At 70.3% G+C, this 23,043-nt stretch carries 23 protein-coding genes and 2 tRNA genes; 16 read left to right on the top strand and 9 right to left on the bottom strand.

Annotated features, from left to right (window positions below):
- Positions 1-175: 175 nt before the first annotated feature.
- The 5 genes from ACWPQI_RS14640 to ACWPQI_RS14620 all read left to right on the top strand — a co-directional run bounded on the left by ACWPQI_RS14640 (position 176) and on the right by ACWPQI_RS14620 (position 3,826).
- Positions 176-1,213: an alpha/beta fold hydrolase gene (locus ACWPQI_RS14640; protein ID WP_026137655.1), complete on the top strand. Its 1,038-nt coding sequence runs from the start codon at positions 176-178 to the stop codon at positions 1,211-1,213.
- Positions 1,214-1,277: 64 nt separating this feature from the next.
- Positions 1,278-2,093, top strand: coding sequence for a DNA repair protein RecO (recO, locus tag ACWPQI_RS14635; RefSeq protein WP_082061366.1), 816 nt, complete (start codon positions 1,278-1,280; stop codon positions 2,091-2,093).
- Positions 2,050-2,856 (top strand): isoprenyl transferase, encoded by an 807-nt coding sequence (locus tag ACWPQI_RS14630; protein WP_040275176.1) that lies wholly within the window; start codon positions 2,050-2,052, stop codon positions 2,854-2,856. The genes recO and ACWPQI_RS14630 overlap by 44 nt, the downstream gene beginning before the upstream one ends.
- Complete coding sequence (locus ACWPQI_RS14625; RefSeq protein ID WP_010594268.1) at positions 2,853-3,326, top strand: hypothetical protein; 474 nt, start codon at positions 2,853-2,855, stop codon at positions 3,324-3,326. The genes ACWPQI_RS14630 and ACWPQI_RS14625 overlap by 4 nt, the downstream gene beginning before the upstream one ends.
- The gene (locus ACWPQI_RS14620) at positions 3,323-3,826 is read left to right on the top strand and encodes a T3SS (YopN, CesT) and YbjN peptide-binding chaperone 1 (RefSeq protein WP_017680331.1); all 504 of its coding nucleotides are present in this window, start codon (positions 3,323-3,325) and stop codon (positions 3,824-3,826) included. Before ACWPQI_RS14625 ends, ACWPQI_RS14620 begins: the two co-directional genes overlap by 4 nt.
- A gap of 60 nt (positions 3,827-3,886) precedes the next feature.
- Here ACWPQI_RS14620 and ACWPQI_RS14615 read toward each other — a convergent pair whose 3' ends face one another.
- Both ACWPQI_RS14615 and ACWPQI_RS14610 read right to left on the bottom strand, forming a co-directional pair.
- Complete coding sequence (locus ACWPQI_RS14615) at positions 3,887-4,315, bottom strand: Fur family transcriptional regulator (protein ID WP_010594270.1); 429 nt, start codon at positions 4,313-4,315, stop codon at positions 3,887-3,889.
- An 8-nt stretch (positions 4,316-4,323) separates the two neighbouring features.
- Positions 4,324-4,710, bottom strand: a complete 387-nt coding sequence (locus ACWPQI_RS14610; protein WP_010594271.1) for an ArsR/SmtB family transcription factor — start codon at positions 4,708-4,710, stop codon at positions 4,324-4,326.
- A 166-nt stretch (positions 4,711-4,876) separates the two neighbouring features.
- On the opposite strand from ACWPQI_RS14610, the gene ACWPQI_RS14605 reads away from it, so the two are divergent.
- Complete coding sequence (locus tag ACWPQI_RS14605) at positions 4,877-6,268, top strand: glycine--tRNA ligase (RefSeq protein ID WP_017680332.1); 1,392 nt, start codon at positions 4,877-4,879, stop codon at positions 6,266-6,268.
- A gap of 62 nt (positions 6,269-6,330) precedes the next feature.
- Here ACWPQI_RS14605 and ACWPQI_RS14600 read toward each other — a convergent pair whose 3' ends face one another.
- Entirely contained in the window at positions 6,331-8,355 is a 2,025-nt protein-coding gene (locus ACWPQI_RS14600) for a TPM domain-containing protein (protein ID WP_040275183.1), read from the bottom strand.
- Between the two features lie 85 nt (positions 8,356-8,440).
- On the opposite strand from ACWPQI_RS14600, the gene ACWPQI_RS14595 reads away from it, so the two are divergent.
- The 3 genes from ACWPQI_RS14595 to dnaG are packed head-to-tail and all read left to right on the top strand — an operon-like array spanning position 8,441 to position 12,353.
- Positions 8,441-9,130: a YdcF family protein gene (locus ACWPQI_RS14595; RefSeq protein WP_026137657.1), complete on the top strand. Its 690-nt coding sequence runs from the start codon at positions 8,441-8,443 to the stop codon at positions 9,128-9,130.
- A gap of 11 nt (positions 9,131-9,141) precedes the next feature.
- Positions 9,142-10,413, top strand: a complete 1,272-nt coding sequence (locus ACWPQI_RS14590) for a deoxyguanosinetriphosphate triphosphohydrolase (RefSeq protein WP_010594275.1) — start codon at positions 9,142-9,144, stop codon at positions 10,411-10,413.
- Between the two features lie 17 nt (positions 10,414-10,430).
- On the top strand, positions 10,431-12,353 hold the full coding sequence (gene dnaG, locus ACWPQI_RS14585) for a DNA primase (protein ID WP_010594276.1): 1,923 nt from the start codon (positions 10,431-10,433) through the stop codon (positions 12,351-12,353).
- Between the two features lie 16 nt (positions 12,354-12,369).
- On the opposite strand, the gene ACWPQI_RS14580 is transcribed toward dnaG, so the two are convergent.
- Entirely contained in the window at positions 12,370-12,615 is a 246-nt protein-coding gene (locus tag ACWPQI_RS14580) for a hypothetical protein (protein ID WP_010594277.1), read from the bottom strand.
- Between the two features lie 146 nt (positions 12,616-12,761).
- Here ACWPQI_RS14580 and ACWPQI_RS14575 point away from each other — a divergent pair.
- A tRNA-Asn gene (locus ACWPQI_RS14575) sits at positions 12,762-12,834 on the top strand.
- Between the two features lie 212 nt (positions 12,835-13,046).
- Positions 13,047-13,120 (top strand) — tRNA-Ile (locus ACWPQI_RS14570).
- Positions 13,121-13,138: 18 nt separating this feature from the next.
- On the opposite strand, the gene ACWPQI_RS14565 is transcribed toward ACWPQI_RS14570, so the two are convergent.
- Complete coding sequence (locus ACWPQI_RS14565; RefSeq protein WP_010594278.1) at positions 13,139-13,879, bottom strand: PIG-L deacetylase family protein; 741 nt, start codon at positions 13,877-13,879, stop codon at positions 13,139-13,141.
- A gap of 190 nt (positions 13,880-14,069) precedes the next feature.
- Here ACWPQI_RS14565 and ACWPQI_RS14560 point away from each other — a divergent pair, with 190 nt between their 5' ends.
- Positions 14,070-14,534: an ArsI/CadI family heavy metal resistance metalloenzyme gene (locus ACWPQI_RS14560; RefSeq protein ID WP_017680336.1), complete on the top strand. Its 465-nt coding sequence runs from the start codon at positions 14,070-14,072 to the stop codon at positions 14,532-14,534.
- Positions 14,535-14,604: 70 nt separating this feature from the next.
- On the opposite strand, the gene ACWPQI_RS14555 is transcribed toward ACWPQI_RS14560, so the two are convergent.
- Complete coding sequence (locus ACWPQI_RS14555; RefSeq protein WP_010594281.1) at positions 14,605-15,240, bottom strand: sigma-70 family RNA polymerase sigma factor; 636 nt, start codon at positions 15,238-15,240, stop codon at positions 14,605-14,607.
- A 190-nt stretch (positions 15,241-15,430) separates the two neighbouring features.
- Here ACWPQI_RS14555 and ACWPQI_RS14550 point away from each other — a divergent pair, with 190 nt between their 5' ends.
- Positions 15,431-16,270, top strand: coding sequence for a class I SAM-dependent methyltransferase (locus ACWPQI_RS14550; RefSeq protein WP_029540024.1), 840 nt, complete (start codon positions 15,431-15,433; stop codon positions 16,268-16,270).
- 226 nt (positions 16,271-16,496) lie between these two features.
- On the opposite strand, the gene ACWPQI_RS14545 is transcribed toward ACWPQI_RS14550, so the two are convergent.
- Together ACWPQI_RS14545 and ACWPQI_RS14540 are read right to left on the bottom strand one after the other, a co-directional pair.
- Positions 16,497-18,101 (bottom strand): MBL fold metallo-hydrolase, encoded by a 1,605-nt coding sequence (locus ACWPQI_RS14545; RefSeq protein ID WP_010594283.1) that lies wholly within the window; start codon positions 18,099-18,101, stop codon positions 16,497-16,499.
- A gap of 275 nt (positions 18,102-18,376) precedes the next feature.
- Positions 18,377-18,580 carry a hypothetical protein gene (locus ACWPQI_RS14540; RefSeq protein ID WP_010594284.1) on the bottom strand — a complete coding sequence of 68 codons (204 nt, stop codon included), beginning with the start codon at positions 18,578-18,580 and terminating at the stop codon, positions 18,377-18,379.
- A gap of 255 nt (positions 18,581-18,835) precedes the next feature.
- Here ACWPQI_RS14540 and ACWPQI_RS14535 point away from each other — a divergent pair, with 255 nt between their 5' ends.
- From ACWPQI_RS14535 to ACWPQI_RS14525, 3 genes are all read left to right on the top strand, one after another.
- On the top strand, positions 18,836-19,963 hold the full coding sequence (locus ACWPQI_RS14535; protein ID WP_010594285.1) for an NDMA-dependent alcohol dehydrogenase: 1,128 nt from the start codon (positions 18,836-18,838) through the stop codon (positions 19,961-19,963).
- A gap of 37 nt (positions 19,964-20,000) precedes the next feature.
- Positions 20,001-20,831 (top strand): serine hydrolase domain-containing protein, encoded by an 831-nt coding sequence (locus tag ACWPQI_RS14530; protein WP_010594286.1) that lies wholly within the window; start codon positions 20,001-20,003, stop codon positions 20,829-20,831.
- Between the two features lie 103 nt (positions 20,832-20,934).
- The gene (locus tag ACWPQI_RS14525) at positions 20,935-21,444 is read left to right on the top strand and encodes a DUF3145 domain-containing protein (RefSeq protein WP_003937070.1); all 510 of its coding nucleotides are present in this window, start codon (positions 20,935-20,937) and stop codon (positions 21,442-21,444) included.
- 70 nt (positions 21,445-21,514) lie between these two features.
- Here the strand turns inward: ACWPQI_RS14525 and ACWPQI_RS14520 are convergent, their stop codons facing one another.
- The gene (locus tag ACWPQI_RS14520; protein ID WP_010594287.1) at positions 21,515-22,948 is read right to left on the bottom strand and encodes an acyl-CoA carboxylase subunit beta; all 1,434 of its coding nucleotides are present in this window, start codon (positions 22,946-22,948) and stop codon (positions 21,515-21,517) included.
- Positions 22,949-23,043: the final 95 nt, after the last annotated feature.

Raw genomic sequence — 23,043 nt, 5'->3', positions numbered from 1 at the left:
TGCTGTTCGTTCGAACGAACAGTAACGTGTTCCAGTGGCTCCGGTCGAGAGCCCGCACCGAAAGATGTGATGCTCGTCACATTTAGGCCATCAGCGGCGGGGCGCTGGGTATGCCCCCGGGGATATCGCGGGCGCCTCCCGTGATGTCGTGGAGACCGGCTGGCAGGAGTTACACATGGGTTCATCACGCACACGCACCCTCCGGCGCGTACCGGATACGGAGACGCGGGTGGTCTTCCGGACCATCCACGGCTACCGCCGCGCGTTCCGGATCGCCGGTGACGGGCCCGCCCTGCTGCTGATCCACGGGATCGGCGACAACTCCTCGACCTGGCGGGAGATCATCCCGCATCTGGCCCGCAAGTACACGGTCATCGCCCCGGACCTGCTCGGCCACGGCCGCTCCGACAAGCCCCGCAGCGACTACTCGGTCGCCGGATACGCCAACGGGGTCCGAGATCTGCTGTCGGTGCTGGGCATCGACCGCGTCACGGTGGTCGGGCATTCCCTCGGCGGCGGTGTCGCGATGCAGTTCGCGTACCAGTTCCCGCAGTTGATCGACCGGCTCGTGCTGGTCTCGGCCGGTGGCGTCACCAAGGACGTGCACCCCGCCCTGCGGGCACTGTCCCTGCCGGGGCTGAGCGAGGCGCTCAAGCTGCTGCGGATCCCGGGTGCCATGCCCGCTGTGCGTATCGCCGGGGGGCTACTGGGCCGATGGCACGACACGCCCCTGCGTCCCGGTGTCCTGCTGCACGACACCTCGGACCTGATCCGGGTTCTGGGGGGCCTGCCCGATCCCACGGCGTGCGAGGCGTTCCTGCGCACGCTGCGCGCCGTCGTGGACTGGCGTGGTCAGGTGGTGACGATGCTCGACCGCTGCTATCTGACCGAGGACCTGCCCGTGCAGCTGATCTGGGGTGAGCACGACAGTGTGATCCCGGTCGGGCACGCGCACCTGGCGCATTCGGCGATGCCGCATTCCCGGCTCGAGGTCTTCCGCAACTCCGGTCACTTCCCGTTCCGCGACGACCCCATCAGGTTCGTCCGGGTGGTCGAGGAGTTCCTCGACTCCACCGCCCCCGCCGAGTTCGACGAGCAGCGCTGGGGCCGGCTGCTCGTCAACGGTGTCAGCGAGCGCCGGATCACCGGTGGTCCGGCCGCCCGGCAGGCCGTGCTCGGTGCGATGGGCGCCGAGGAGCGCAGCGCCACCTGAGCCGATCGGGTGAATGCGGACGCGGGGTGCGCCCGGTGTCGGCCGGACGTGACAGACTCGGATCGTGAGGTTGTACCGGGATCACGCGGTGGTGCTGCGCCAGCACAAGCTGGGCGAGGCCGACCGCATCGTCACCCTGCTCACCCGTCGCCACGGGCTCGTGCGGGCCGTCGCGAAAGGTGTGCGCCGCACCCGCTCGAAGTTCGGGGCCCGGCTCGAGCCGTTCGCGCACATCGACGTGCAACTACATCCGGGTCGCAGCCTCGACATCGTCACGCAGGTCCAGACCGTCGACGCGTTCGGTGCCGACATCGTCGACGACTACGGCCGCTACACCACCGCGTGTGCCGTGCTCGAGACCGCCGAACGGCTCGCCGGTGAGGAACGCGCTCCCGTCCCGCAACTGCACCGCCTCACCGTCGGTGCCCTCCGTGCGCTGTCCGACCGGATCCGGCCGCCGGAGCTGATTCTCGACGCGTACCTGCTGCGCGCGATGGCCTACGCAGGCTGGGCACCGGCGATCGACCGCTGCGCCCGCTGCGACGAGCCCGGCCCGCATCGCGCATTCCATGTCGCGGCCGGGGGAGCGGTGTGCGTGCGGTGCCGTCCGCCGGGTGCCGCGACCCCCGGCGCGGGGGTGCTGGACCTGATGGACGCGCTGTTCCACGGTCGCTGGCAGGGCACCGAAACGGTGTCCGCGGCCACGCGTGGGCAGGCCAGCGGCTTGATCGCCGCCCACCTGCAGTGGCATCTGGAGCGGCAGTTGCGGACCCTGCCCCTCATCGAACGCAGTCGTCCCCATGCCGTGACTGTGGAGGGGGAGACGGTCGGGCAGGATGGGGGGCGTGATTCGACGCCGCACCCCGCAAGCATCGCGTGACCGCGAGATCCGGCCACCCGACCCGCATCCGTCCGGCGCCCGCCCACCGGGGCTGCAGCCCGAACTGATCCCGCGGCACGTCGCCCTGGTCATGGACGGCAACGGACGCTGGGCGCAGGAACGCGGCCTGCCCCGCACCGCCGGCCACGAACGCGGCGAGGCGGTGCTGATGGACACGGTGTGCGGCTGCATCGAGATGGGCGTCAAGTGGCTCTCGGCGTATGCGTTCTCCACCGAGAACTGGAAGCGCAGCCCGGACGAGGTGCGCTTCCTCATGGGCTTCAACCGGGACGTCATCCGCCGCCGGCGCGACGAGATGCACGAGATGGGGGTGCGCGTGCGCTGGGCCGGACGACGGCCCAAGCTGTGGCGCAGCGTCGTCAAGGAACTCGAGATCGCCGAGGAACTGACCCGCGACAACGACGTGATGACCCTCACCATGTGCGTGAACTACGGGGGTCGCGCCGAGATCGCCGATGCCGCAAGGGAAATCGCGCGTCGTGTGGCTGCGGGTGAGCTCGACCCGGAACGCGTCACCGAGGCCACGGTGGCGCGGTACCTCGACGAACCCGACATGCCGGACGTGGACCTGTTCCTGCGGCCGTCCGGTGAGCAGCGCACCTCGAACTTCCTGCTCTGGCAGTCGGCCTACGCCGAAATGGTGTTCCAGGACAAGATGTTCCCCGACTTCGACCGTCGGGACCTGTGGGCCGCGTGTGTGGAGTACGCCTCGCGCGACCGTCGATTCGGGGGTGTGAAGTGACGGACGCCGGGACCGGACCGGGCGATCGGGCACCCGACCCCGGCGGAATGGACCCGAGCGGACTGGGCCTGCGCGAGCGGATCGCGTCCGCGCTGGCGGAGTTCGTCGCCCTGCACGAACCCAGGACGAACGGCGACGACGCGCTGGGATTCGACTACGCGGGCGTGCCCTGCGCCGTGCGGGTGGTGACCCTCACCGAAGGCCTCGACGTGGTGTCGCTGACCGGAATCCTCGCGTGGGACCTGCCACTCGACGACGCGTTGCGCACACGCGTCGCCACGGCAGCCGACGCGCTGCAGTTCGGGTCGATCCACCTCGTCGAGCGGGACGCCGAGGCGGACGTGGTGCTCCGGTACTCCTTTCCCGCCACCGGGCTCGACGATTCGCCCCTGACGACGATGCTGCTGCTCGTGCTCGGTGGTGCCGGCGACGCGCGCTCGGCCGTCGCGGGTACGGGCGGATCCGAGTGAGCGAACTCGACTGGGACCTCCCGATCGTCACCGGGGACGACGACGCGCTGCGCGCGGCCGTGCTGCGTGTCCTGTCGACGGTCCTCGCCGAGGAGATCGAACCCGACACGGACGGCGATGTGCCGATCTGGGTCGACGATGTGCTCACCTACGTCGTCGTCGACTCCCGGGCGGGAGTGGTGGAGCTGACGACGTACCTGGTGGAGCGGATCGCCGGTCGCACCCGCGCGGCCGAGGTCCTCGTCGACCTGCAGGCGCGGTGGCCGGACGCGAGGCTCGAACTCCACCAGGATCGGGTGACGGCGGTGCAGCGCGTCCCGGCGCACCCGCTGGTGCCGGCGCACCTGGCGCGCGCGGTCGCGGTCGTGGCGGCGCTGGTGCCGTCGGCTCCCGACCTCGCAACGCGGCTCGGCGGCCGGGCGTGCGTGTTCGACGAGCCGGGCGGCGAGACCGGCGATCTGCTGGGCGGGTGCGGTTGCGACGGCTGCGGGTGCCGCTGAGGGTCACCGCTCAGCGGAGGCTGCGCTCAGCGGGAGGTTGCGCTCAGCGGGAGGTTGCGCTCAGCGGGAGGTTGGGGGCTCGGCGTCCGCGCACTCGCGGCAGGTGCCGAAGATCTCGACGGTGTGGCTGACGTCGACGAAGCCGTTGTCCTCGGCCACCTCGTGGGACCAGCGCTCGACCGCGGGCCCGTCCACCTCGACGGTGAATCCGCACGCGCGGCACACGAGATGGTGGTGGTGACCGGACGAGCAGCGCCGGTAGACGGACTCCCCGCTGTCGGTGCGCAGCACGTCGACGGTGCCGGCTTCGGCAAGGGACTGCAGGGTGCGGTAGACGGTGGTCAGGCCGATGCCCTCGCCGCGCCGGCGCAGTTCGTCGTGCAGGTCCTGGGCCGAACGGAATTCTTCGATCTCGTCGAGCAGCGCGGAGATCGCACTGCGTTGTCTGGTGGAGCGGACTCCGACGACGGGTTTGGGGGCGGGCGGCACGGCTGGGGTCAACCTTCCTCGACGTGGGCGACGGCATCGACGACGATGTGGGCGAGATGGTCGTCGACGAGACGGTAGAGCACCTCGCGTCCGGCGCGCTCGCCGCGGACCACGCCTGCGGCCTTGAGGATGCGCAGGTGCTGGCTGATCAGCGGTTGGGTGACGCCGAGCGCCCCGACCAGCTCGTGGACACAGTGTTCGGACTCGCGCAGTTGCAGCACGATCGCGATGCGCACGGGTGCGGCCAGGGCGCGCAGGAGCTCGCCGGCGGCGGCGAGGGTCTCCCGCGACGGAGCCGGGGCCGGGGCGGGTGCCGCCGAGCCCGGACGGCAGTCCTCGTGCGGAGGGGGCGCGGCGCTGGCGTCGCCGCCGGGGCCGGTGTCGGCAACGCTCAACGGGTCTCCTTCGGGTCCTCGGCCGCGTTATTGCAAACCGATCCCATTTTGATATGCACGAATGTGCATGTCAACCGGCGCGACGTTCGGCCCCGCCGACCGGAGCGATAGGCTTACGGGTCGACGCACGCTGCGAAACCCCGCATCGAAGATGGAGTGAATCCGAGTGGCACCGAAATCCAAGATCGATACCGTCGCCAACCTGGCCAAGCGCCGGGGCCTGGTCTATCCCTGCGGTGAGATCTACGGCGGTACGAGGTCGGCCTGGGACTACGGGCCGCTCGGCGTGGAGCTCAAGGAGAACATCAAGAAGCAGTGGTGGCGCAACATGGTCACCAGCCGCGAGGACGTCGTCGGACTGGACTCGTCGGTGATCCTGCCGCGTCAGGTGTGGGTGGCCTCGGGTCATGTCGGGGTCTTCAACGATCCGCTCGTCGAGTGCCTGAGCTGTCACAAGCGACACCGCCAGGATCACCTGCAGGAGGCGTACGCCGAGAAGAACAAGCTCGACGATCCCGACGCTGTTCCGATGTCGGAGATCGCCTGCCCCGACTGCGGCACCAAGGGCCAGTGGACCGAGCCCCGCGACTTCAACATGATGCTCAAGACCTATCTCGGCCCGATCGAGAGCGAGGAGGGGCTGCACTACCTGCGTCCCGAGACCGCGCAGGGCATCTTCGTGAACTTCGCCAACGTGCTCACCACGTCGCGCAAGAAGCCGCCGTTCGGCATCGGCCAGATCGGCAAGAGCTTCCGCAACGAGATCACCCCGGGCAACTTCATCTTCCGGACCCGCGAGTTCGAGCAGATGGAGATGGAGTTCTTCGTCAAGCCGGGCGAGGACGAGCAGTGGCACCAGTACTGGATCGACTACCGGATGGACTGGTACACCGGACTCGGCATCAACAAGGACAACCTGCGCCTGTACGAGCACCCGCAGGACAAGCTGTCCCACTACTCCAAGCGCACCGTCGACATCGAGTACCGCTTCCACTTCCAGGGCAGCGAATGGGGCGAGCTCGAGGGCGTCGCCAACCGCACCGACTTCGACCTGTCGACGCACGCGCAGCACTCGGGTGCCGACCTGAGCTTCTTCGACCAGACCACCAACGAGCGGTACACCCCGTACGTCATCGAGCCGGCAGCGGGTCTGACGCGTTCGCTCATGGCGTTCCTCGTCGACGCCTACAGCGAGGACGAGGCACCCAACGCGAAGGGTGGCGTCGACAAGCGCACCGTGCTGCGCCTCGATCGCCGGCTCGCCCCGGTCAAGGCGGCGGTGCTGCCGCTGTCGCGCAATGCGGATCTGAGCCCCAAGGCGAAGGACCTCGCCGCGCAGCTGCGCCAGTACTGGAACATCGAGTTCGACGACGCCGGCGCCATCGGCCGCCGCTACCGCCGCCAGGACGAGATCGGCACCCCGTTCTGCATCACGGTCGACTTCGACACCCTCGAGGACCAGGCCGTCACCATCCGCGAGCGCGACACCATGGCGCAGGAGCGCGTCGGGCTCGACCAGGTCGAGGGTTACCTGGCCCAGCGGCTGATCGGCGCCTGACCGCGCAGCCGCAGTGAGGGGGTCGCCTCGCACGAGGCGACCCCCTCACTGCACGGTCGCGGTCAGAACCGCCCGCCGCTGCTGCCGCCGAACCCGCCGCCCCCGAAGCCCCCACCGCCGAAGCCCCCGCCGCCGAAGCCCCCGCGGCCACCGGTCAGGACGCTGTTGATCAGGATGCCGCCGAGCACCGCACCGGCGATGTTGCCGCCGGAGGCGCCGCCGCGGGGCGGACGCTGCTGACGGTCCCAACGCTGCACGTCGTTCTGCGCTGCGCGCAGCGCATTCGCCGCGAGGGTCCCCGCCGCCTGAGCGTGTTGCAGGGCCCGGCCCGGGTCGTGGGCGGCGAGCTGCTGCGCGGCCTGCAGATGGCGCTGCGCCTCCGACAGGCGGGTGCGGGCTTCGGCGCCGATCACGCCGCGCCGCGTCCCGATGAAGTCCGCGGCAGCGGTGACCTGGGACTGGGCGGCCGTCAGATCCTGCTCGAGACGTTGACGGCTGCGCTGCGCCTGCTCCTGTGCCTGACGGGTGCGGGCGCGCAGCGCGTCGAGGCGGGCGTCCGCCTCCACGACTCGGGTGAAGCTGCCCAGCGGGTCGGTGTTCATCGCCGCCCGCGCGTGGTCGAGTGCCTCCTGCGCGGCCCTGCGGGCTTCGGCGAGTTCCGCGCCCCCGGCATCGGCGAGCTGTCCCGCGTCGGCGATGCCCTGTTCGGCGTCGGCCATCGCCGCCGGCAACGTCGCGATCGCCCGCCGGATGTCGTCGGCGGCGTGGTCGATCGCGTCGAGCATGGTCGCCGCGTGCCCCAGAGCGCCTTCCGCTTCCCGGATGGCGCGCACCGCGTCGCCCTGCTCGCCGACGGGGCGCGCCACCGCGGTGCGGCCCTGGTCGACTGACTTCTCGGCGAACTCGATCTCGTCCTGGGCCAGCGCCACGTTGTCGGTGATCGGGGCGAGCGCGCCGGCCGGGAACTCCGTGCGCAGGTTCGCCAGCGTCGCCTCGGCCTCGGGGAGGCGGGCCCGCAACGCGATCGCGCGCTGGGTGAGTGCGTCGAGGCGGGCGGGTGCATCGAGCAGCAGATCGCGCATCCGGTCGAAGGCCTCGACCTGCGCGTCGAGTTCCCGGTCCGCGCGCCCGCACGACGAGATCAACTGCACGAGCATGTCGCGCTGCTGCTGAGGCGTCTCGGGGATGGCGTCGTCGAGCCGCTGCCGGATCTCGAACGCGGACGCCAGGGCCGACTGCGCCTGACGGTAGGCGTGGTCGAACGGTTGAACCGCGGCATCGCCGAATTCCCCGCGCGCCAGTTCGAGCGCCTCGTGGCTCGAACGGACCGCGTTGTCGGTCTCGACCAGGATCTTCTGGGCATGCAGTTCGAGTCCTTCGAGCGGCAGTGCACTCAGTGCGTCGGTGTCGGTCGGGTCGGTGTCCGCCGCGGCCCGGGCGCCCGCCTCGGCCCGCTTGCGCTTGGCGCGCTTGGAGTACAGGTACACCCCGCCGGCGCCGGCGGCGATGACCCCGCCCCCCACGAGCAGCGTGGTGCCCGAGCCCGAGCCCGAGCCCGAACCCGAGGCCGACAACGCCTCGTCGAGACCCTCGGCCGCCGCCACCGCGGCCCCGGCCCAGTTCTCGTTCCGCAGCTGCGGCACGATCCGGTCCGTGCTGATGGCGTCCCGCTCGGACGCGGTGACCCCGGACAACGCGTTCGGCGTCCACAGCGCGTACTCGCGGTCCTGCGTGGCCACGGCGAGCAGGGCGGTGTCGGTGCCGAAGTTGCTGGCCTGCGCGGTCTGCTCGGTCCAGTCGTCGGACGACAGTCCGGAAAATGTCGGCACGTACGCCACCCACAACTGCACCCCGTGCTCGGCGTAGAGCGCGTCCGCCGCCTGCTCGATCTGCGCCGTCTCCGCCGGACCCAGTACGCCGGCCGTGTCGGTGATCGGCTGCGGGAGCCGGAAGGGCGGCTCGGCCGTCGCCGAACCGGGCAGCAACAACCAGGCCAGCGCCGCCAGCAGGACCGGCACCGACAGCGACAGCGAACGGTGGAGCGGACGGACCGGACGTGGCCGGACGACGACCGAATGCGGTGACATGCGTTCGAATCTATCGGCTCGCCTGCGTCGTCGCCCGTGGCGCGTCGCCGGGTGGGCACACACGCAACACTGGCAGAATCGGGGAGTGAGTACCGCAGCCCGTCTACGCCCAGCACCGCCCCTCCCCGAAACCCGGCGTGGGTTCGGGACGAGCGTCGCGCGCTGGACACGCCGGCTGGTGCTCGGAGTGGTGCTCGCGGCGATCGCGGTCCTCGCCGGGACCGCGGTGCGGGTGTGGCAGGTGGCGCGCATCGACGACTGGAGCCCGGCCGACGCCATCGTCGTGCTCGGCGCCGCCCAATACTCCGGCACCCCCTCGTCGGTGTTCCAGGCCCGCCTCGACCAGGCCTTCACCCTGTACGAGAACCGGGTAGCCGAACGGATCGTCACCGTCGGCGGGAAGCAGGAGGGTGACCTGTTCACCGAGGCGGCCTCCGGCAAGAACTATCTGGTCGCCAAGGGTGTGCCGGAGTCGGCGATCACCGCGGTCGAGGAGGGCTCGGACACGCTGCTCAGTGTCGAGGCGGTCGGACGCGAGATGAGCGCGCAGGGGCTGCACTCCGCGGTGCTGGTGAGCGATCCGTGGCATTCGCTGCGTACTCGCACCATGGCCCGCGACGCCGGTCTCGATGCGTGGACCGCGCCGACCCGCACCGGACCCGCCGTGTACACCCGGGAGTCGCAGCTGCACGGGATCGCCCGTGAGACGGGCGCGCTGATCTGGTACCAGCTCACCCACGACTCGGCGGACTTCCCCTACACGGCCGCACAGTGAAGGAGGACGTGATGCCGGGCTACGACGAACACGACCTCGAACGGCGTGTCACCGAGGTCCCGAAGGTATCGGCGCTCGCCGGTGCCGGGCCGGCGACCGCGAGCCGTACGCCGTTCGCGCGGGACCGCGCCCGGGTCCAGCACAGCGCCGCCCTGCGGCGGCTCGCCGACAAGACCCAGGTCGTCGGCCCCCGCGACGGTGACACTCCGCGCACCCGGCTCACCCACTCGATCGAGGTCGCCCAGATCGGCCGCAGCATCGCCGACGGGCTCGGTTGCGATCCCGACCTGGTGGACCTCGCCGGCCTCGCGCACGACATCGGGCACCCGCCCTACGGTCACAACGGCGAGCGCGCCCTCGACGAGGTAGCCGCCGGGTGCGGCGGATTCGAGGGCAACGCGCAGAATCTGCGGATCCTCACGTGCCTCGAGCCGAAGATCGTCCATCCCGACGGCGCGAGCGCCGGTCTCAATCTCACCCGCGCGGCCCTCGACGCGACACTGAAGTATCCGTGGACCCGCCCGGCGCCCGGCGCGAAGTTCGGCGCCTACGACGACGACGCCGACGTCCTCGAGTGGGTGCGCGACGGCGCGCCGGACCGGCGCAAGTGCCTCGAAGCCCAGATCATGGACTGGTCCGACGACGTCGCCTACTCCGTCCACGACGTCGAGGACGGCGTGATCGACGGACGGATCGACCTGCGCGTGCTCACCGACCCGGCGTCGGTGAACACGCTCGTCGATCTCGGCATGCGCGAGTTCTCCGGTCTCGATCCGAACGAGCTGGTGGAGGCCTCGAAGCGACTGTCGCAGATGCCGGTGGTCCAGGCCGTCGACACCTACGACGGCAGCCTCGCGTGCTCGGTGGCGCTCAAGCGGCTCACCAGTGAACTCGTCGGCCGCTTCGCGACGGCCGCGATCATCGGCACCCGCGCCGTCACCGGCGATCGCCCGGTCACCCGCTACGACGCCGACCTCGTCGTCCCGCCTGTCGTCGCGTCCGAGGTGGCCCTGCTCAAGACCATGGCCCTGCAGTTCGTGATGTCCGATGCCGCCCACCGGCAGCGTCAGGAACGGCAGCGGGAACGGATCCACCGCGTCGCCGAATGGCTCGAGCGCACGGCCCCTGTCGGCCTCGACCCGTTCTTCGTCCCCCTCTGGGACGCCGCGCCCGACGACGCCGCCCGCATGCGGGTGATCGTCGACCAGATCGCTTCGTGCACCGAGTCCCGGCTCGAGCGGATCGACCGCGACAGCCTCGCCGCGCAGGCGAGTTGGGGGTAGCGCCTAGACTCGTCGTCGTGGCCGGGCGAATTTCAGACAGGGACATCGCGGCCGTCCGTGACCGCGTCCGGATCGAGGACATCGTCGGCGAGTACGTCGCCCTCAGGCGCGGCGGCGCCGATTCGATGAAGGGGCTGTGCCCCTTCCACGACGAGAAGTCCCCGTCCTTCCACGTCCGTCCCAACCACGGCCACTTCCACTGCTTCGGCTGCGGCGAGGGCGGCGACGTGTACTCGTTCCTGCAGAAGATCGAGCACATCAGTTTCGTCGAAGCCGTCGAGCAGCTCGCCGACCGGGTCGGCTACACCCTCAACTACGAGGGCGGGGGACCGTCGGTGCAGCGCGACCGCGGCACCCGCGCACGGCTCGTCGCCGCCAACGCGGCGGCGCAGGAGTTCTACGCCGAGCAGCTGCGGACGCCCGACGCTCAGGCGGCGCGGGACTACCTGACCGAACGCAGCTTCGACGAAGCCGCGGCCGCGGCGTTCGGGTGCGGATACGCTCCCGCCGGCTGGGATGCGCTCACCAGGCACCTGCTCTCCCGCGGCTTCGAATTCGCCGAGCTCGAGGCGGCCGGTCTGTCCAAGCAGGGTCGCCGCGGACCCATCGACCGGTTCCACCGGCGGCTGCTGTGGCCGATCCGCAACCTCGCCGGCGACGTCATCGGATTCGGAGCCCGCCGCCTGTTCGACGACGACACGCTCGCGGCAAAGTACGTCAACACCCCGGAAACGTTGCTCTACAAGAAATCCCAGGTGCTGTTCGGACTCGACCTGGCCAAGCGGGAGATCGCCAAGGCGCACCAGGCGGTGATCGTCGAGGGCTACACCGACGTCATGGCAATGCACCTGTCGGGCGTGAAAACCGCAGTGGCCGCGTGCGGCACCGCGTTCGGCGACGAGCATCTGGCGATGCTGCGGCGACTGCTCATGGACGACAGCTACTTCCGCGGTGAGATCATCTACACCTTCGACGGCGACGCCGCCGGCCGGGCTGCGGCGATGAAGGCGTTCGAGGGCGACCAGAAGACCACGGCGAAGACATTCGTCGCGATCGCACCGCAGGGCATGGATCCGTGCGAGCTGCGGCAGGAGTCCGGCGACGGAGCGGTGCGCGACCTCGTCGCCCGGCGCACCCCGATGTTCGAGTTCGTCGTCAAGTCGATTCTCGCCGAGCACGACCTCGACACCGCCGAGGGTCGGGTGGAGGCGCTGCGCCGGACGGTTCCCGTGGTGGCCCGGATCAAGGAACGTACGCTGCGCGACAGTTACGCGGTGCAGTTGTCGCACTGGGTGGGCTGGGACGACATTCCGGCCGTCCGCCGCCGGGTGCAGGAGGAGTCCCGTCGCGTCGCGCGCGGCGGCGACGAGAAGGCACGCACCGTCGCGCCGCACCAGCGGGCGGAGGCGGGGCCCGCGGAGACGGTCCTGCGTCGGCCGCGTCCCGACGATCCGGCGCTGTGGCCGCAGCGCGACGCCCTCAAGGCGGCGCTGCAGTACCCCGGCATCGCCGGGACCGTGTTCGATTCGCTGCCCGCGGAGACGTTCACCGATCCGGCCTACGCGGCCGTCCGCGAAGCCGTGGCCGCGGTCGGCGGGACCGGCGCGGGACTCGGCGGCGCGGAATGGGTCGACGCCGTCGGCCGCGCCGCCACCGACCCCGTGGTGCACTCGCTGGTCATGGAACTCGCGGTGGACTCGCTGCCCGCGGAGGAGGACCGGATGCCCCGCTACATCGGCGGGGTCCTCGCGCGGCTGCAGGAGGTCTGGGTGGGGGAGCAGGTCGCCGAACTCAAATCCAAACTGCAGCGCATCTCCCCGGCCACCGAATCCGACGAGTTCCACTCGCTGCTCGGGGACCTCGTCGCACTCGAGCAGTATCGGCGCAGCCTGCTCGACCAGGCCATCGGCGACACCAGCGGCGACGGCCTGGCCGGCTGACCTCACGCCACCCGCGTCACCGCCGCAACTGGTCGCGGGGGACGAGGATCGTGGTCTGCTCGTCGAGCGGCTTCATCGGTTCGAGCTTCGGCTCCGGGCTGAGGGAGTCGGCCAGCTTCTGCCGGCTCACCTCGATCGCCTTCTTCGTCACCGGGCTACCTGCGACCGCCTTCGCCGTCCTGCTGAGCTGTTCGTATCGGGCGCGGCCCGCCCGTGTCCCCAGGACGTAGCCCGCGGCAACCCCCACCAAAAGTCCGATCAACGTCGTCTCCGTTCAGCCGTGTCAGCGTCTTACCCATCCTGCCCGATCCAGGTCCCCGGGCTCACAGGCAGGCGATTTGGTGCCGCGTCGGGTGGGGCGCTACAGTTCTTCACGCACCGCGGGAAACGGCGGGGCACGCAGGACAATCCCCTGTAGCTCAATTGGCAGAGCATTCGACTGTTAATCGAACGGTTGCTGGTTCGAGTCCAGCCGGGGGAGCTTCCGGAAAACCCCTTCCACCCGATCTCGGGTGGAAGGGGTTTTCGCGTCCCGGCCGGCACGAACCGTGGCCGGTGTGACGGAAGTTACACACGCCTCCTCGTGGCCGCGGTTCGGCCTGGCCCGGCGACACGGGGTGACCCGCGACCGGGACCGGCCGTCGCGGCCGGTAGCATTCGGCACACGTCGCGTACCTTCGGATACGCGCGGACGGGGCGGTAGCTCAGTCGGTTAGAGCCGTGGACTCATAATCCATTGGTCGCGGGTTCGAGCCCCGCCCGCCCCACCCTTCCCGCTCCGGCCGTCACACCCCCTGGAGCCGGATCTGCTGGAAGGCGACGGCGTGCCGCACGCCGATTCGGGTTCCGGCGGCCGCGGTGAACTCGCGCAGGAACGCCGCAGGATCGAAGTCCCGGCCCAGCCCGTCCAGGTAGGACCGGTGGGCGCGCAGTGATTCGATTCCGGCGTCGAGACTCTCGGTGACGTCGACGGCGTGCGACGGCTCGTTCGCGCCCATCAGGTACACGTGGCCGACCCCGTGCCACGGAGGCAGGTTCTCGTCGAGCAACTCGGGGAAGATCCAGCGATTGCCGGCGTCGCGGGCGCCGTCGAGTACCGCCAGGCCCACGGCGCGGTGGTCGGCCTGATTGACGATGCGCCCGCCGTCCAGTCCGTAGGTGGGCTCGTACGTGGCGGTGATCAGCACGTCCGGCCGGAACCTCCGGATCTCGCGGGCGATGGCGCGGCGCAGGTCGAGTCCGTATTCGACGACGCCGTCGCGGTATCCGAGGAATGTCACGTCCTCGACGCCGACGACGGCGGCGGCTTCGAGCTGCTCGCGGCGTCGCAGAGGTGCCGCCTCGGCGGGGGTGCGGCCGTCGATGCCGGCCTCGCCGTCGGTGGCGACGACGTAGGCCACCGACTTGCCCGAGCGGGTCCAGCGGGCGACGGCGCCGGCCGCGCCGTACTCGAGGTCGTCGGGATGCGCGACGACGGCCATCGCGCGGTTCCAGTTCTCGGGCAGCGTGGTCGATGTGGTGTTCACGACGGGTCCTTTCGAGTCGGTGACCGGGTCTCCTTTCGGACGTCGCACCGCGGCGAAGGACGCATTCGCCGAGCGCGAACGACGCGGCTGCGTCCGTTCGGCGCGACGGTCGTCAGTAGGGAGGACACACGGTGACGAGGATCCATGGTGGATTCCCGGGCCGGTGTCCCGATTTCGAGGAGAGACCGCCATGTCTGCCACCCGAGTCCAGCTCGCTCTCAACGTCGAGGACATCACCGCGGCGACCGAGTTCTACACCGCGTTGTTCGGGGTGTCACCGCACAAACAGCGCCCCGGGTACGCCAACTTCGCGATCGAGGACCCGCCGCTGAAGCTGGTGCTGATCGAGAATCCCGGTGCGCGCGAACGTCTGAACCACCTGGGGATCGAGACGGACGGCCCCGACGAGGTGTCCGGAGCGCTGGCTCGGTTCCGTGCTGCCGGACTGACCGCCACGATCGCCGAGCAGGATCTGTGCTGCCATGCCGTGCAGGACAAGGTTTTCGTCGACGCGCCCGACGTGCCCAACGGATGGTGGGAGTACTACGCCGTGACCGACGACGATCCCGCCAACCCGGACGGGCTGACGGGTTCGGCGTGTGCGGTCGCCTGCGCGAGCGAGGACAGCCCGACAGCGGGGGCCTGCTGCGGCTGATCGGAACTCGCCCCGGTGTGCCGTCCGGCGACGGCACACCGGCGCGCACCGCAGGATCAGCACCCCTGGATCAGCGGGGGTCGCCGGCGCAGCGGCAGTCGGTCGGGGTGGTGTAGTCCACGGGCATCCCGTGCGCATCGAGGGTCAGGGCGCAGCACCGTCCGAGCAGTTCGGCCAGCTTCCGCCGGCCCCGCTGGACCCGGGACTTCATTCCCGACAGCGACACCCCTTCGACGGCGGCGGCGCGGGCCTGCGTCAGACCTTCCAGGTCGGTCAGCTCGACGGCTCGGCGCTGCTCGGGGGAGAGCCCGTCGAGCAGCGGGCGCAGGCAGGCGGCCAGCTCCCGCTGGGCGGTCGCCGCGTCGTCCCCGTCCGGTCCGGCCGGGTCGGGCGCGTCGCCGGTGAGCGGTGCGAGCCGGTCCCGATCCCGGGCGGCCCGTCGGTAGTCGTCGATGATCGCGCTGCGGGCGATCCGGTACACCCACCGGATCAGGTGCTCGCGGTCCTCGACCCGGCCGAGGTTCCTGTGGACGCGCAGCAGGATTTCGCCGAGCACGTCGTCGGCGCGGTCCGGATCGGCGATCCGCCGCTGCACGAAGACGCGGAGCTGCGCTCCGAACTCGCGCCAGACGGCTTCGGTGGTCAGGGCGTCCGCGTCCGTCGCGGACCTGGTGGATGCCGTGGTCAGGGTGGATGCCGTGGTCATGGTGTGGTCCTCCGGGAAGGGGCGCTGTACGGGCGGTGTCCCTCCACAGACGACGGTACCGGGGAAAGGACGCACTCCCACGTCGGTGCCTGCACGCTCCGCCGGGATTGCGTCCCTGCGGCGGCGGCGACGTCTGTCTCGGTGCCAGTGCGGGACACACGATCCCGCAGCATCGGACGAAGGAGTGATCATGACCGGCATCGTGGAACGTGACGGCGACCGGGCGCTGAAGGCCAGGCACCGGGCGTTGTGGGCGGCCGGGAACTATCCGGCGGTCGCGGCCGACCTGATCCCGACGTTCGGGCCGACGCTCGTCGCCGCGGCCGGGGTGGTGGCGGGCCTGCGGGTCCTCGACGTGGGCGCCGGATCCGGCAACGCTGCCATCCCGGCCGCCGAACGGGGCGCGATCGTCACCGCCGCCGATCTGACGCCGGAGTTGTTCGTCGCGGGCCGCAGCGCCGCGGCGGAGCGGGGCGTGGACCTCGAGTGGGTGGAGGCGGACGCGGAGGCCCTGCCGTTCCCCGACGCCGGCTTCGACGTCGTGCTCTCCAGCGTGGGCGCGATGTTCGCACCACACCACCGGGCCGTCGCCGACGAACTGCTGCGGGTGTGCCGGCCGGGTGGGACGATCGGGATGATCAACTGGACACCGGAGGGCTTCATCGGTCAGCTGTTCCGGCTCATGGCCCCGTATGCGCCGCCGCCCCCGCAAGGCGCGTCGCCGCCCCCGATGTGGGGCGACGAGCGGCACGTCCGCGAGTTGTTCGGCGATCGGATCAGCGACCTGAGCATGGATCGCCGAAGCGTGGTGATGGACCACAGCCCGGAGCCGGCCGAGTTCCGCGAGTACTGGAAGCGCAACTACGGTCCGGTGATCGCGGTGTACCGGTTCAACGCCGCCGACCCGGACCGGACCGCGGAGCTCGACCGGAGCTTTCTGCAGTTCCTCACGGACTGGAATCGAGCCGGAGAGCCCGGCCGGACCGCGTACGACGCCGAGTACCTGCTGCTCACCGCCCGCAAGAGGTAGCCGCCCCGGTAGGTGCGGGCGCTGCAGTGCTGCCGAAGGGGGAGGATGCGAGGCCCCGCCGGCTTCGCGCGTCGTCGCCGGCGGGGCAGGGCCACTGTGCAGGGGGGCGTGGCCGGATTCGAGCGTAGGCGGCCTGCGAGCGGATGTGAAGGAGAACGGCCCGGTCGGGCAGGGTAGAAGGTCCCGAACCAGGCGATTCGGGCGCCTCGAGGGGGTGCGGACCGGCTCAGCGGCGCTTCCGCGTGCCGTGCGAGGGGTGGACATCCGCGTAGCTGTCGAGGATCTCGCGGATCTCGGTGACGGCCTTCCGGCGCGACTCCGCATCCGCGATGCGTCCGAGCTGCTGCTTGAGGCTCACTGCCAGTTCGGCGTAGTCGTTCTGCCAATCGCGCCCGCTCAGGCGCGCGACGTCCGCGCGAGCGGGTCGAACCCGTGACGCGGGGGCGCCGGGCGCCACCTGGTAGCTCTCGCCGATCTCCGGGGTGACGATCGACAGCGAAGGATCGAGCTCGTGCACCAGTTCGGCCAGCGCCGCCACGGCCTCCGGCTCGCCGTGGGTGAGGAACAGGCTGCCTGCCACGGGACCGCGTGCCGTGATCCAGTCCAGGAGTTCGGCCTGATCCGCGTGTGCGGAATAGCTGTCGATCCGCCGGATCTGCGCCCGCACGTCGATGTCCTGACCGGAGATGCGGACACGCTTCGCACCGTCGAGAATCACGCGGCCGAGCGAACCCTGCGCCTGGAAGCCGACGAACAGAATCGTCGAATCCCGGCGGTGCAGATTGTGCTTCAGGTGGTGACGGATGCGCCCCGCCTCGCACATTCCCGAGGCCGCGATGATGATCGCTCCCGAGACGTCGTTGATCCGCTTGGACGTGGAGGCGTCGTCGATGTAGTGGATCGCCGGATGGTGGAAGATGTTCTTCCCCTCGAGATCCTCGAGTTCGCTCGCGTGCGCGGCGAACACCGCGGTCGCCCGGTTGGCGAGCGGTGAGTCGACGAACACCGGCACCGCGGGGATGCGGTTCTCGTCGACGAGGTGTGCGATGTCGAGCAGCAGTTCCTGCGTCCGTTCCAGCGCGAAGGCGGGGACGACGAGGTTGCCGCCGTGCCCGAGCGCACGGTCGATCTCCTCTTCGAGCAGGTCACGCCGTTGCTCGATCGTCATCCGCACGCGGGTCCGGTTTCCGTAGGTGGATTCGCAGACGAGATGGTCCGGCCCCGAGGGGCCGGTCGGGTCGGGGTGGAACGCCTTCTGGGCGGGACCGAGGTCGCCGGAGAAGAGCAGGCGCACACCCTCCGCGTCGATCTCCGCCGACGCGGCCCCCAGTATGTGCCCCGCGTTCCACAGCCGTGCGCGAAAGCCTGCAGCGGGCTCGAACCACTCTTCGAGCGCCACAGGACGGGCCTGCCCCCAGGCGGCAAGGGCGTCTGCCTCCGTGTACAGCGGGGCGAACCTCCTTCCGCGCGTGCGGTCGCGTCGCCGATTCCGCCGCTCGGCTTCGAATTCCTGGATGCGCCCGGCGTCGGCGAGCATGAATTCCAGCAGGTCGGTGGTCGGGCCGGTGCAGAAGATCGGCCCCTCGAAACCCTGGGCCACCAGCTTGGGCAGCAGACCGCAATGATCGATGTGGGCATGGGTGAGGACGACGGCGTCGATCTCGTCCGGTGCGAACGCGAAGTCACCGTAGTTCAGCTCTTCGAGAGTGCGTGAGCCCTGGAACAGGCCGCAGTCCACCAGAATCCGCGTCGAGTCCAGCGCGATCTCCGTGCACGAGCCGGTGACCGTCTGCGCGGCGCCGTGGAAGACGAGAGTCGGGTCGTGCGCCACACGCAGCTCCTACGACATGGAATCGCGGCCGAAATTGCGGGTACCACAGTCAAGCTATCCGAACCTCGGGTCGGTCGGACCCGGTTGGGCATGTCGCGTATCGGAGTGCGCCGACGGGACCGCACCCGCCGGCCGTGGATATCACCCCGGGTCTCACCCTCGCCTGCTGTCACACGCGCCGGCGCCTGCCCGATGGACATCGTGGTGGCGTCGAGCACCCCGACGTTCGGCGCCACCTCGGACCGGCGCCCGGCCCGGACGGGCCGGGCGCCGCGTCAGTCCCGCAGCTCCGCGCACACGGTGCGCGGCCGCTCGGCGCGGGCCGCACCGTGCGGGCGCCGTCGTGGTCCCTTCGGCTGCATCGGACCGGGCCGCGGGGACCGATGCTCGGCTCTGAGGGCGATCGCTGCCCCGACGATCGTGGCCACCACCGCAGCGACGGCGACCCACGCGACGAGCAGCGAGGCGATCACGTTCATGCCGTCTACACCGCCGCTGCCCGGGGAAGGGTTACGCGGTTTTCGATCTTCACCCTGGGATTCACCCTGGTCGACGTCCCGTTCGCGTGATCGGTCCGGTTTCACCGTGCCGGCGCCGCCGGCCCGGCGGGTGCGGCGGGGGTGCGGTCCGGCTTGCGGCCGGGCCGACCGCCGGCGATAGAACCTGTTCCAATTTCGCCGTCTTGTGGCTATGGTCACATGCGTACACACGCACTGTGACGGAGGGCGATGCAGATGAAGACCAAGGGCGCGATCCTGTGGGGTCTCAACGAGCCGTGGTCGGTGGAGGAAATCGAGATCGGTGACCCGGTCGCGGGCGAGGTGCAGATCCGCATGGAGGCGGCGGGGATGTGCCACTCGGACCACCACATCGTCACGGGAGCGACGCCCATGCCGTCCTTCCCGGTGATGGGCGGCCACGAGGGGTCCGGCGTCATCACGAAGGTCGGCGACGGCGTCGTCGGCCTGGAGGTCGGCGATCACGTCGTCCTGTCCTTCATTCCGGCATGCGGTCGCTGCCCGTCGTGCGCCACCGGTCACTCGAACCTGTGCGATCTCGGCGCGGGCCTGCTCAGCGGGATGGCGATCTCCGACGGCACCTACCGGATCCAGGCGCGCGGACAGCACGTGATCCCGATGTGCCTGCTCGGCACCTTCTCGCCGTACATGACGGTCAACCAGACACAGGTCGTCAAGATCGACAAGGACGTCCCGTTCGAGCTGGCCGCCCTCGTCGGCTGCGGCGTGCCCACCGGCTGGGGCTCGGCCACCCACGTCGCCGACGTCAAGCCCGGGGAGGCTGTCGCCGTGATCGGCGTGGGGGGCGTGGGGATGAGCGCCCTGCAGGGCGCCGTCGCGTCCGGAGCGCGACAGATCTTCGCGATCGACCCCGTGCCGTGGAAGCGGGAGCAGGCCCTGAAGTTCGGCGCGACGCACGCCTACCCGTCGATGGCCGAGGCGCTCATGCCGATCATGGAGACCACGTGGGGACGCATGGCGGACAAGACGATCATCACCGTGGGCGAGATGCGCGGCGAGTACGTCGAGGAGGCCTTGCAGCTGACCGCGAAGAACGGCCGCTGCGTGGTCACCGCGATGGGGCACATGACGGACATGGACGTGAAGCTGAACGCGTTCCTGTTCGCGATGCTGCAGAAGGATCTGCAGGGCAACATCTTCGGCGGCTGCAATGCGCGGGTCGACATTCCGAACCTGCTCGCGATGTACAAGGCCGGACAGCTCAACCTCGCGGACATGGTCACCCGCACGTATACCCTCGAGCAGGTCAACGACGGCTACCAGGACATGCTCGACGGGAAGAACATCCGCGGCGTCATCCGGTACACCGACGCCGATCGGTGATTCCGCGGCCACCGGTGCCGTCTTCTAGGCTGGGTACGTGAACAGCCTCGACGCGATCTCCGACTGGCCTGTCGACCACGCCGCCGCCGCGGTTCTCACCCGCGCCGGCGGCGTCGTCGCAGAGCGCGGCGACCAGTTGCGGCTCTACCGTCTCGCATCGGTCACCAAGCCGCTCGTCGCCTACGCGGTCCTCGTCGCTGTGGAGGAGGGCGCGCTCGAACTCGATCAGCCCGCCGGTCCGCCGGGGTCGACCGTCCGCCATCTGCTGGCGCACGCCTCGGGACTGGCCTTCGACGAACGCGTGTCGCAGGCGGAGCCCGGCCGCAAGCGGATCTACTCGAGCGCGGGCTTCGAAATTCTCGCGGAGCTCGTCGAGGGCGAGACCGGCATCCCGTTCCCCGAATACCTCACCCAGGCCGTCTTCGAGCCGCTCGGCATGCGGGAGTCGTCGCTGCCGGGACCTGCCGGGCACGGTGGGCAGTCGTCGCTCACCGACCTGACGCACTTCGCCGCGGAACTGCTCGCGCCCCGTCTGGTGTCGACCCAGACGCTTGCGGAGGCCACCCGGGTGCAGTTCCCCGGACTCGACGGGATCGTGCCCGGGTACGGGATGCACAAGCCCAACGACTGGGGGCTCGGTGTCGAGATCCGCGGCCGGAAGGACCCCCACTGGACCGGTGCGGCCAATTCACCCGAAACGTACGGGCACTTCGGTCAGTCCGGTACATTCCTGTGGGTCGATCCCCGCGCGGGGATCGCGTGTGTCGTGCTGACGGACAGGGCATTCGGCGAGTGGGCGAAACCACTGTGGCCCGCCCTCGCGGACGACGTCCTCACCGAATTCTCAAATTCCTCATCCGTTCCCTAGCGAAACAGGAGTAACACGGGCAGACTGTCCTCTGTCGCCATGCGCGACCGCTTCGATGTCAGGCCGTTGGGGAAGACGTCCCTCGTCGAAGTGGAGGTGTGTAGTGCGTGCGTCGAACCAGTTCGCGGATGCGACGACCGGGGTGGTCTACATCCACTCGTCGCCTGCTGCGGTCTGCCCGCATATCGAATGGGCACTGGCCGCCACCCTCGATTGCCGTCCGGATCTCACCTGGATCGGTCAACCGGTCGACGTCGGACAACTGCGCACCACTGTGAACTGGGCGGGTCCGGTGGGGACCGCCGCACGCCTCGTCGACGCCCTCCGGGTGTGGCCGATGATCCGCTTCGAGATCACCGAGGACCCCAGCGACGGCGTCGACGGCGAGCGCTACAGTCACGTGCCCGGACTGGGACTGTGGCGGGGCAACACGAGCGCGAACGGCGACGTCGTGGTCGGCGAGATGCGGCTGCGGTCACTGCTCGCCGGTGGCAGCAACATCGTCGAGGAGCTGAACCGGGTGTTGGGCACGGCCTGGGACGAGGCCCTCGAGCCCTACCGCAGCGGCGGCGAGGGCGCCGAGGTGACCTGGCTGCGCCGGAACGTGGGATAGGCCGCTACGCGGCCCGTGCGTCTTTTGGGCTGCTGGGGCAACCCAAAAGACGCACCGGCGGCGCAGCCGCCTACAGCGGGATGTTCTTGTGCCGGCCGCGACGCGCCGGAGCCGACGCCAGCGCCTGGGCGAGCGTGCTGCGGGTCGTCGCCGGATCGATGAGTTCGTCGACGACACCGATCGACATCGCCCGGCCGACGCCGCCGGCGATGGCTTCGTGCTCGGCGGCGAGACGGTCGTGCAGCGCCTCGCGTTCCTCTTCCGGTGCCGCGGCCAGGGCCCGCTTGTGCAGGATCCCCACCGCCGCCTTGGCGCCCATCACGGCGACCTCGGCGTCGGGCCAGGCGAACACGGCGGTCGCACCCAGGGCCCGGGAGTTCATCGCGATGTAGGCGCCGCCGTAGATCTTCCGGGTCACGAGCGTCACGCGGGGCACCTCGGACTCGGCGAACGCATGCAGCAGCTTCGCTCCGCGGCGGACGACACCCTCCCACTCCTGGCTCACGCCGGGCAGGTAGCCGGGCACGTCGACGACGACGACGAGAGGGACGCCGAACGCATTGCACAGGCGCACGAAGCGCGCGGACTTCTCGGCGCTGACGGAATCCAGGCAGCCACCGAGACGCAAGGGGTTGTTCGCGATGACGCCGACGGTGCGGCCGCCGAGACGACCGAAACCGGTGACGACGCTGCGCGCCCAGCCGGCCTGCAGTTCCTCGAAGCTGGACTCGCCCTCGACGTTGTCGAGCAGCTCGTGCACGATCGGGCGGACATCGTAGGCGCGGCGCGGGGATTCGGGCAGCAGCGCCCGCAGGTCGGTGTCGCCGCGACGGGCGGCGTCGAGGTCGAACTCGCCTTGTTCGGCAAGCATCGACACGAGGCGACGGGCCCGGTGCAGGGCGTCGTCCTCGTCGTGGGCGGCGATGTGCGCAACGCCCGACTTCTTGGTGTGGGTGTCCGGACCGCCGAGCGATTCCATGTCGACCTGCTCACCGGTGACGCTGCGCACCACGTCGGGACCGGTGACGAAGATGCGGGCCTCGGGCGCCATGATGACGATGTCGGTGAGTGCCGGTCCGTAGGCGGCGCCACCCGCCGCGAACCCGAGGACGACGGAGATCTGGGGGATCCGCCCGGAAGCGCGGACCATTGCCTCGAAGATCAAGCCGACCGCGTGCAGGGAGTCGACGCCCTCTGCGAGCCGGGCACCGCCCGAATGCCACAGCCCCACGATCGGGATGTCCTGCTCGAGGGCGGTGTCGATGGCGTCGACGATGTGCTTGCAGCCGTCCACGCCCATGGCGCCACCCATCACGGTGGCGTCGGAGCAGTACGCGACGGTCCGGACGCCGTCGATGGAACCGATCGCGGCGAGCATGCCGGACTTGTCCCGGGGGTGCAGCAGGCTCAGGGTGCCCGCGTCGAACAGTCGCTCGAGCCGCCGGAGCGGATCGCGGGGATCGACGGCAGCGTCGCGCGTCTGAGCAGGTTCCAGGACGGTCATCGCGTTCTCCTCGGGCAAGGCAAGAGCGGGGGATGGGCGCCGGGGGTGGGGATCTCGTGACGAGATCCCCACCCCGACGGCGAGCGAAGTCCGGT

It is taken from the genome of Rhodococcus sp. LMD (assembly GCF_056108245.1).
This window is presented reverse-complemented; position numbering and strand designations above follow the sequence as displayed.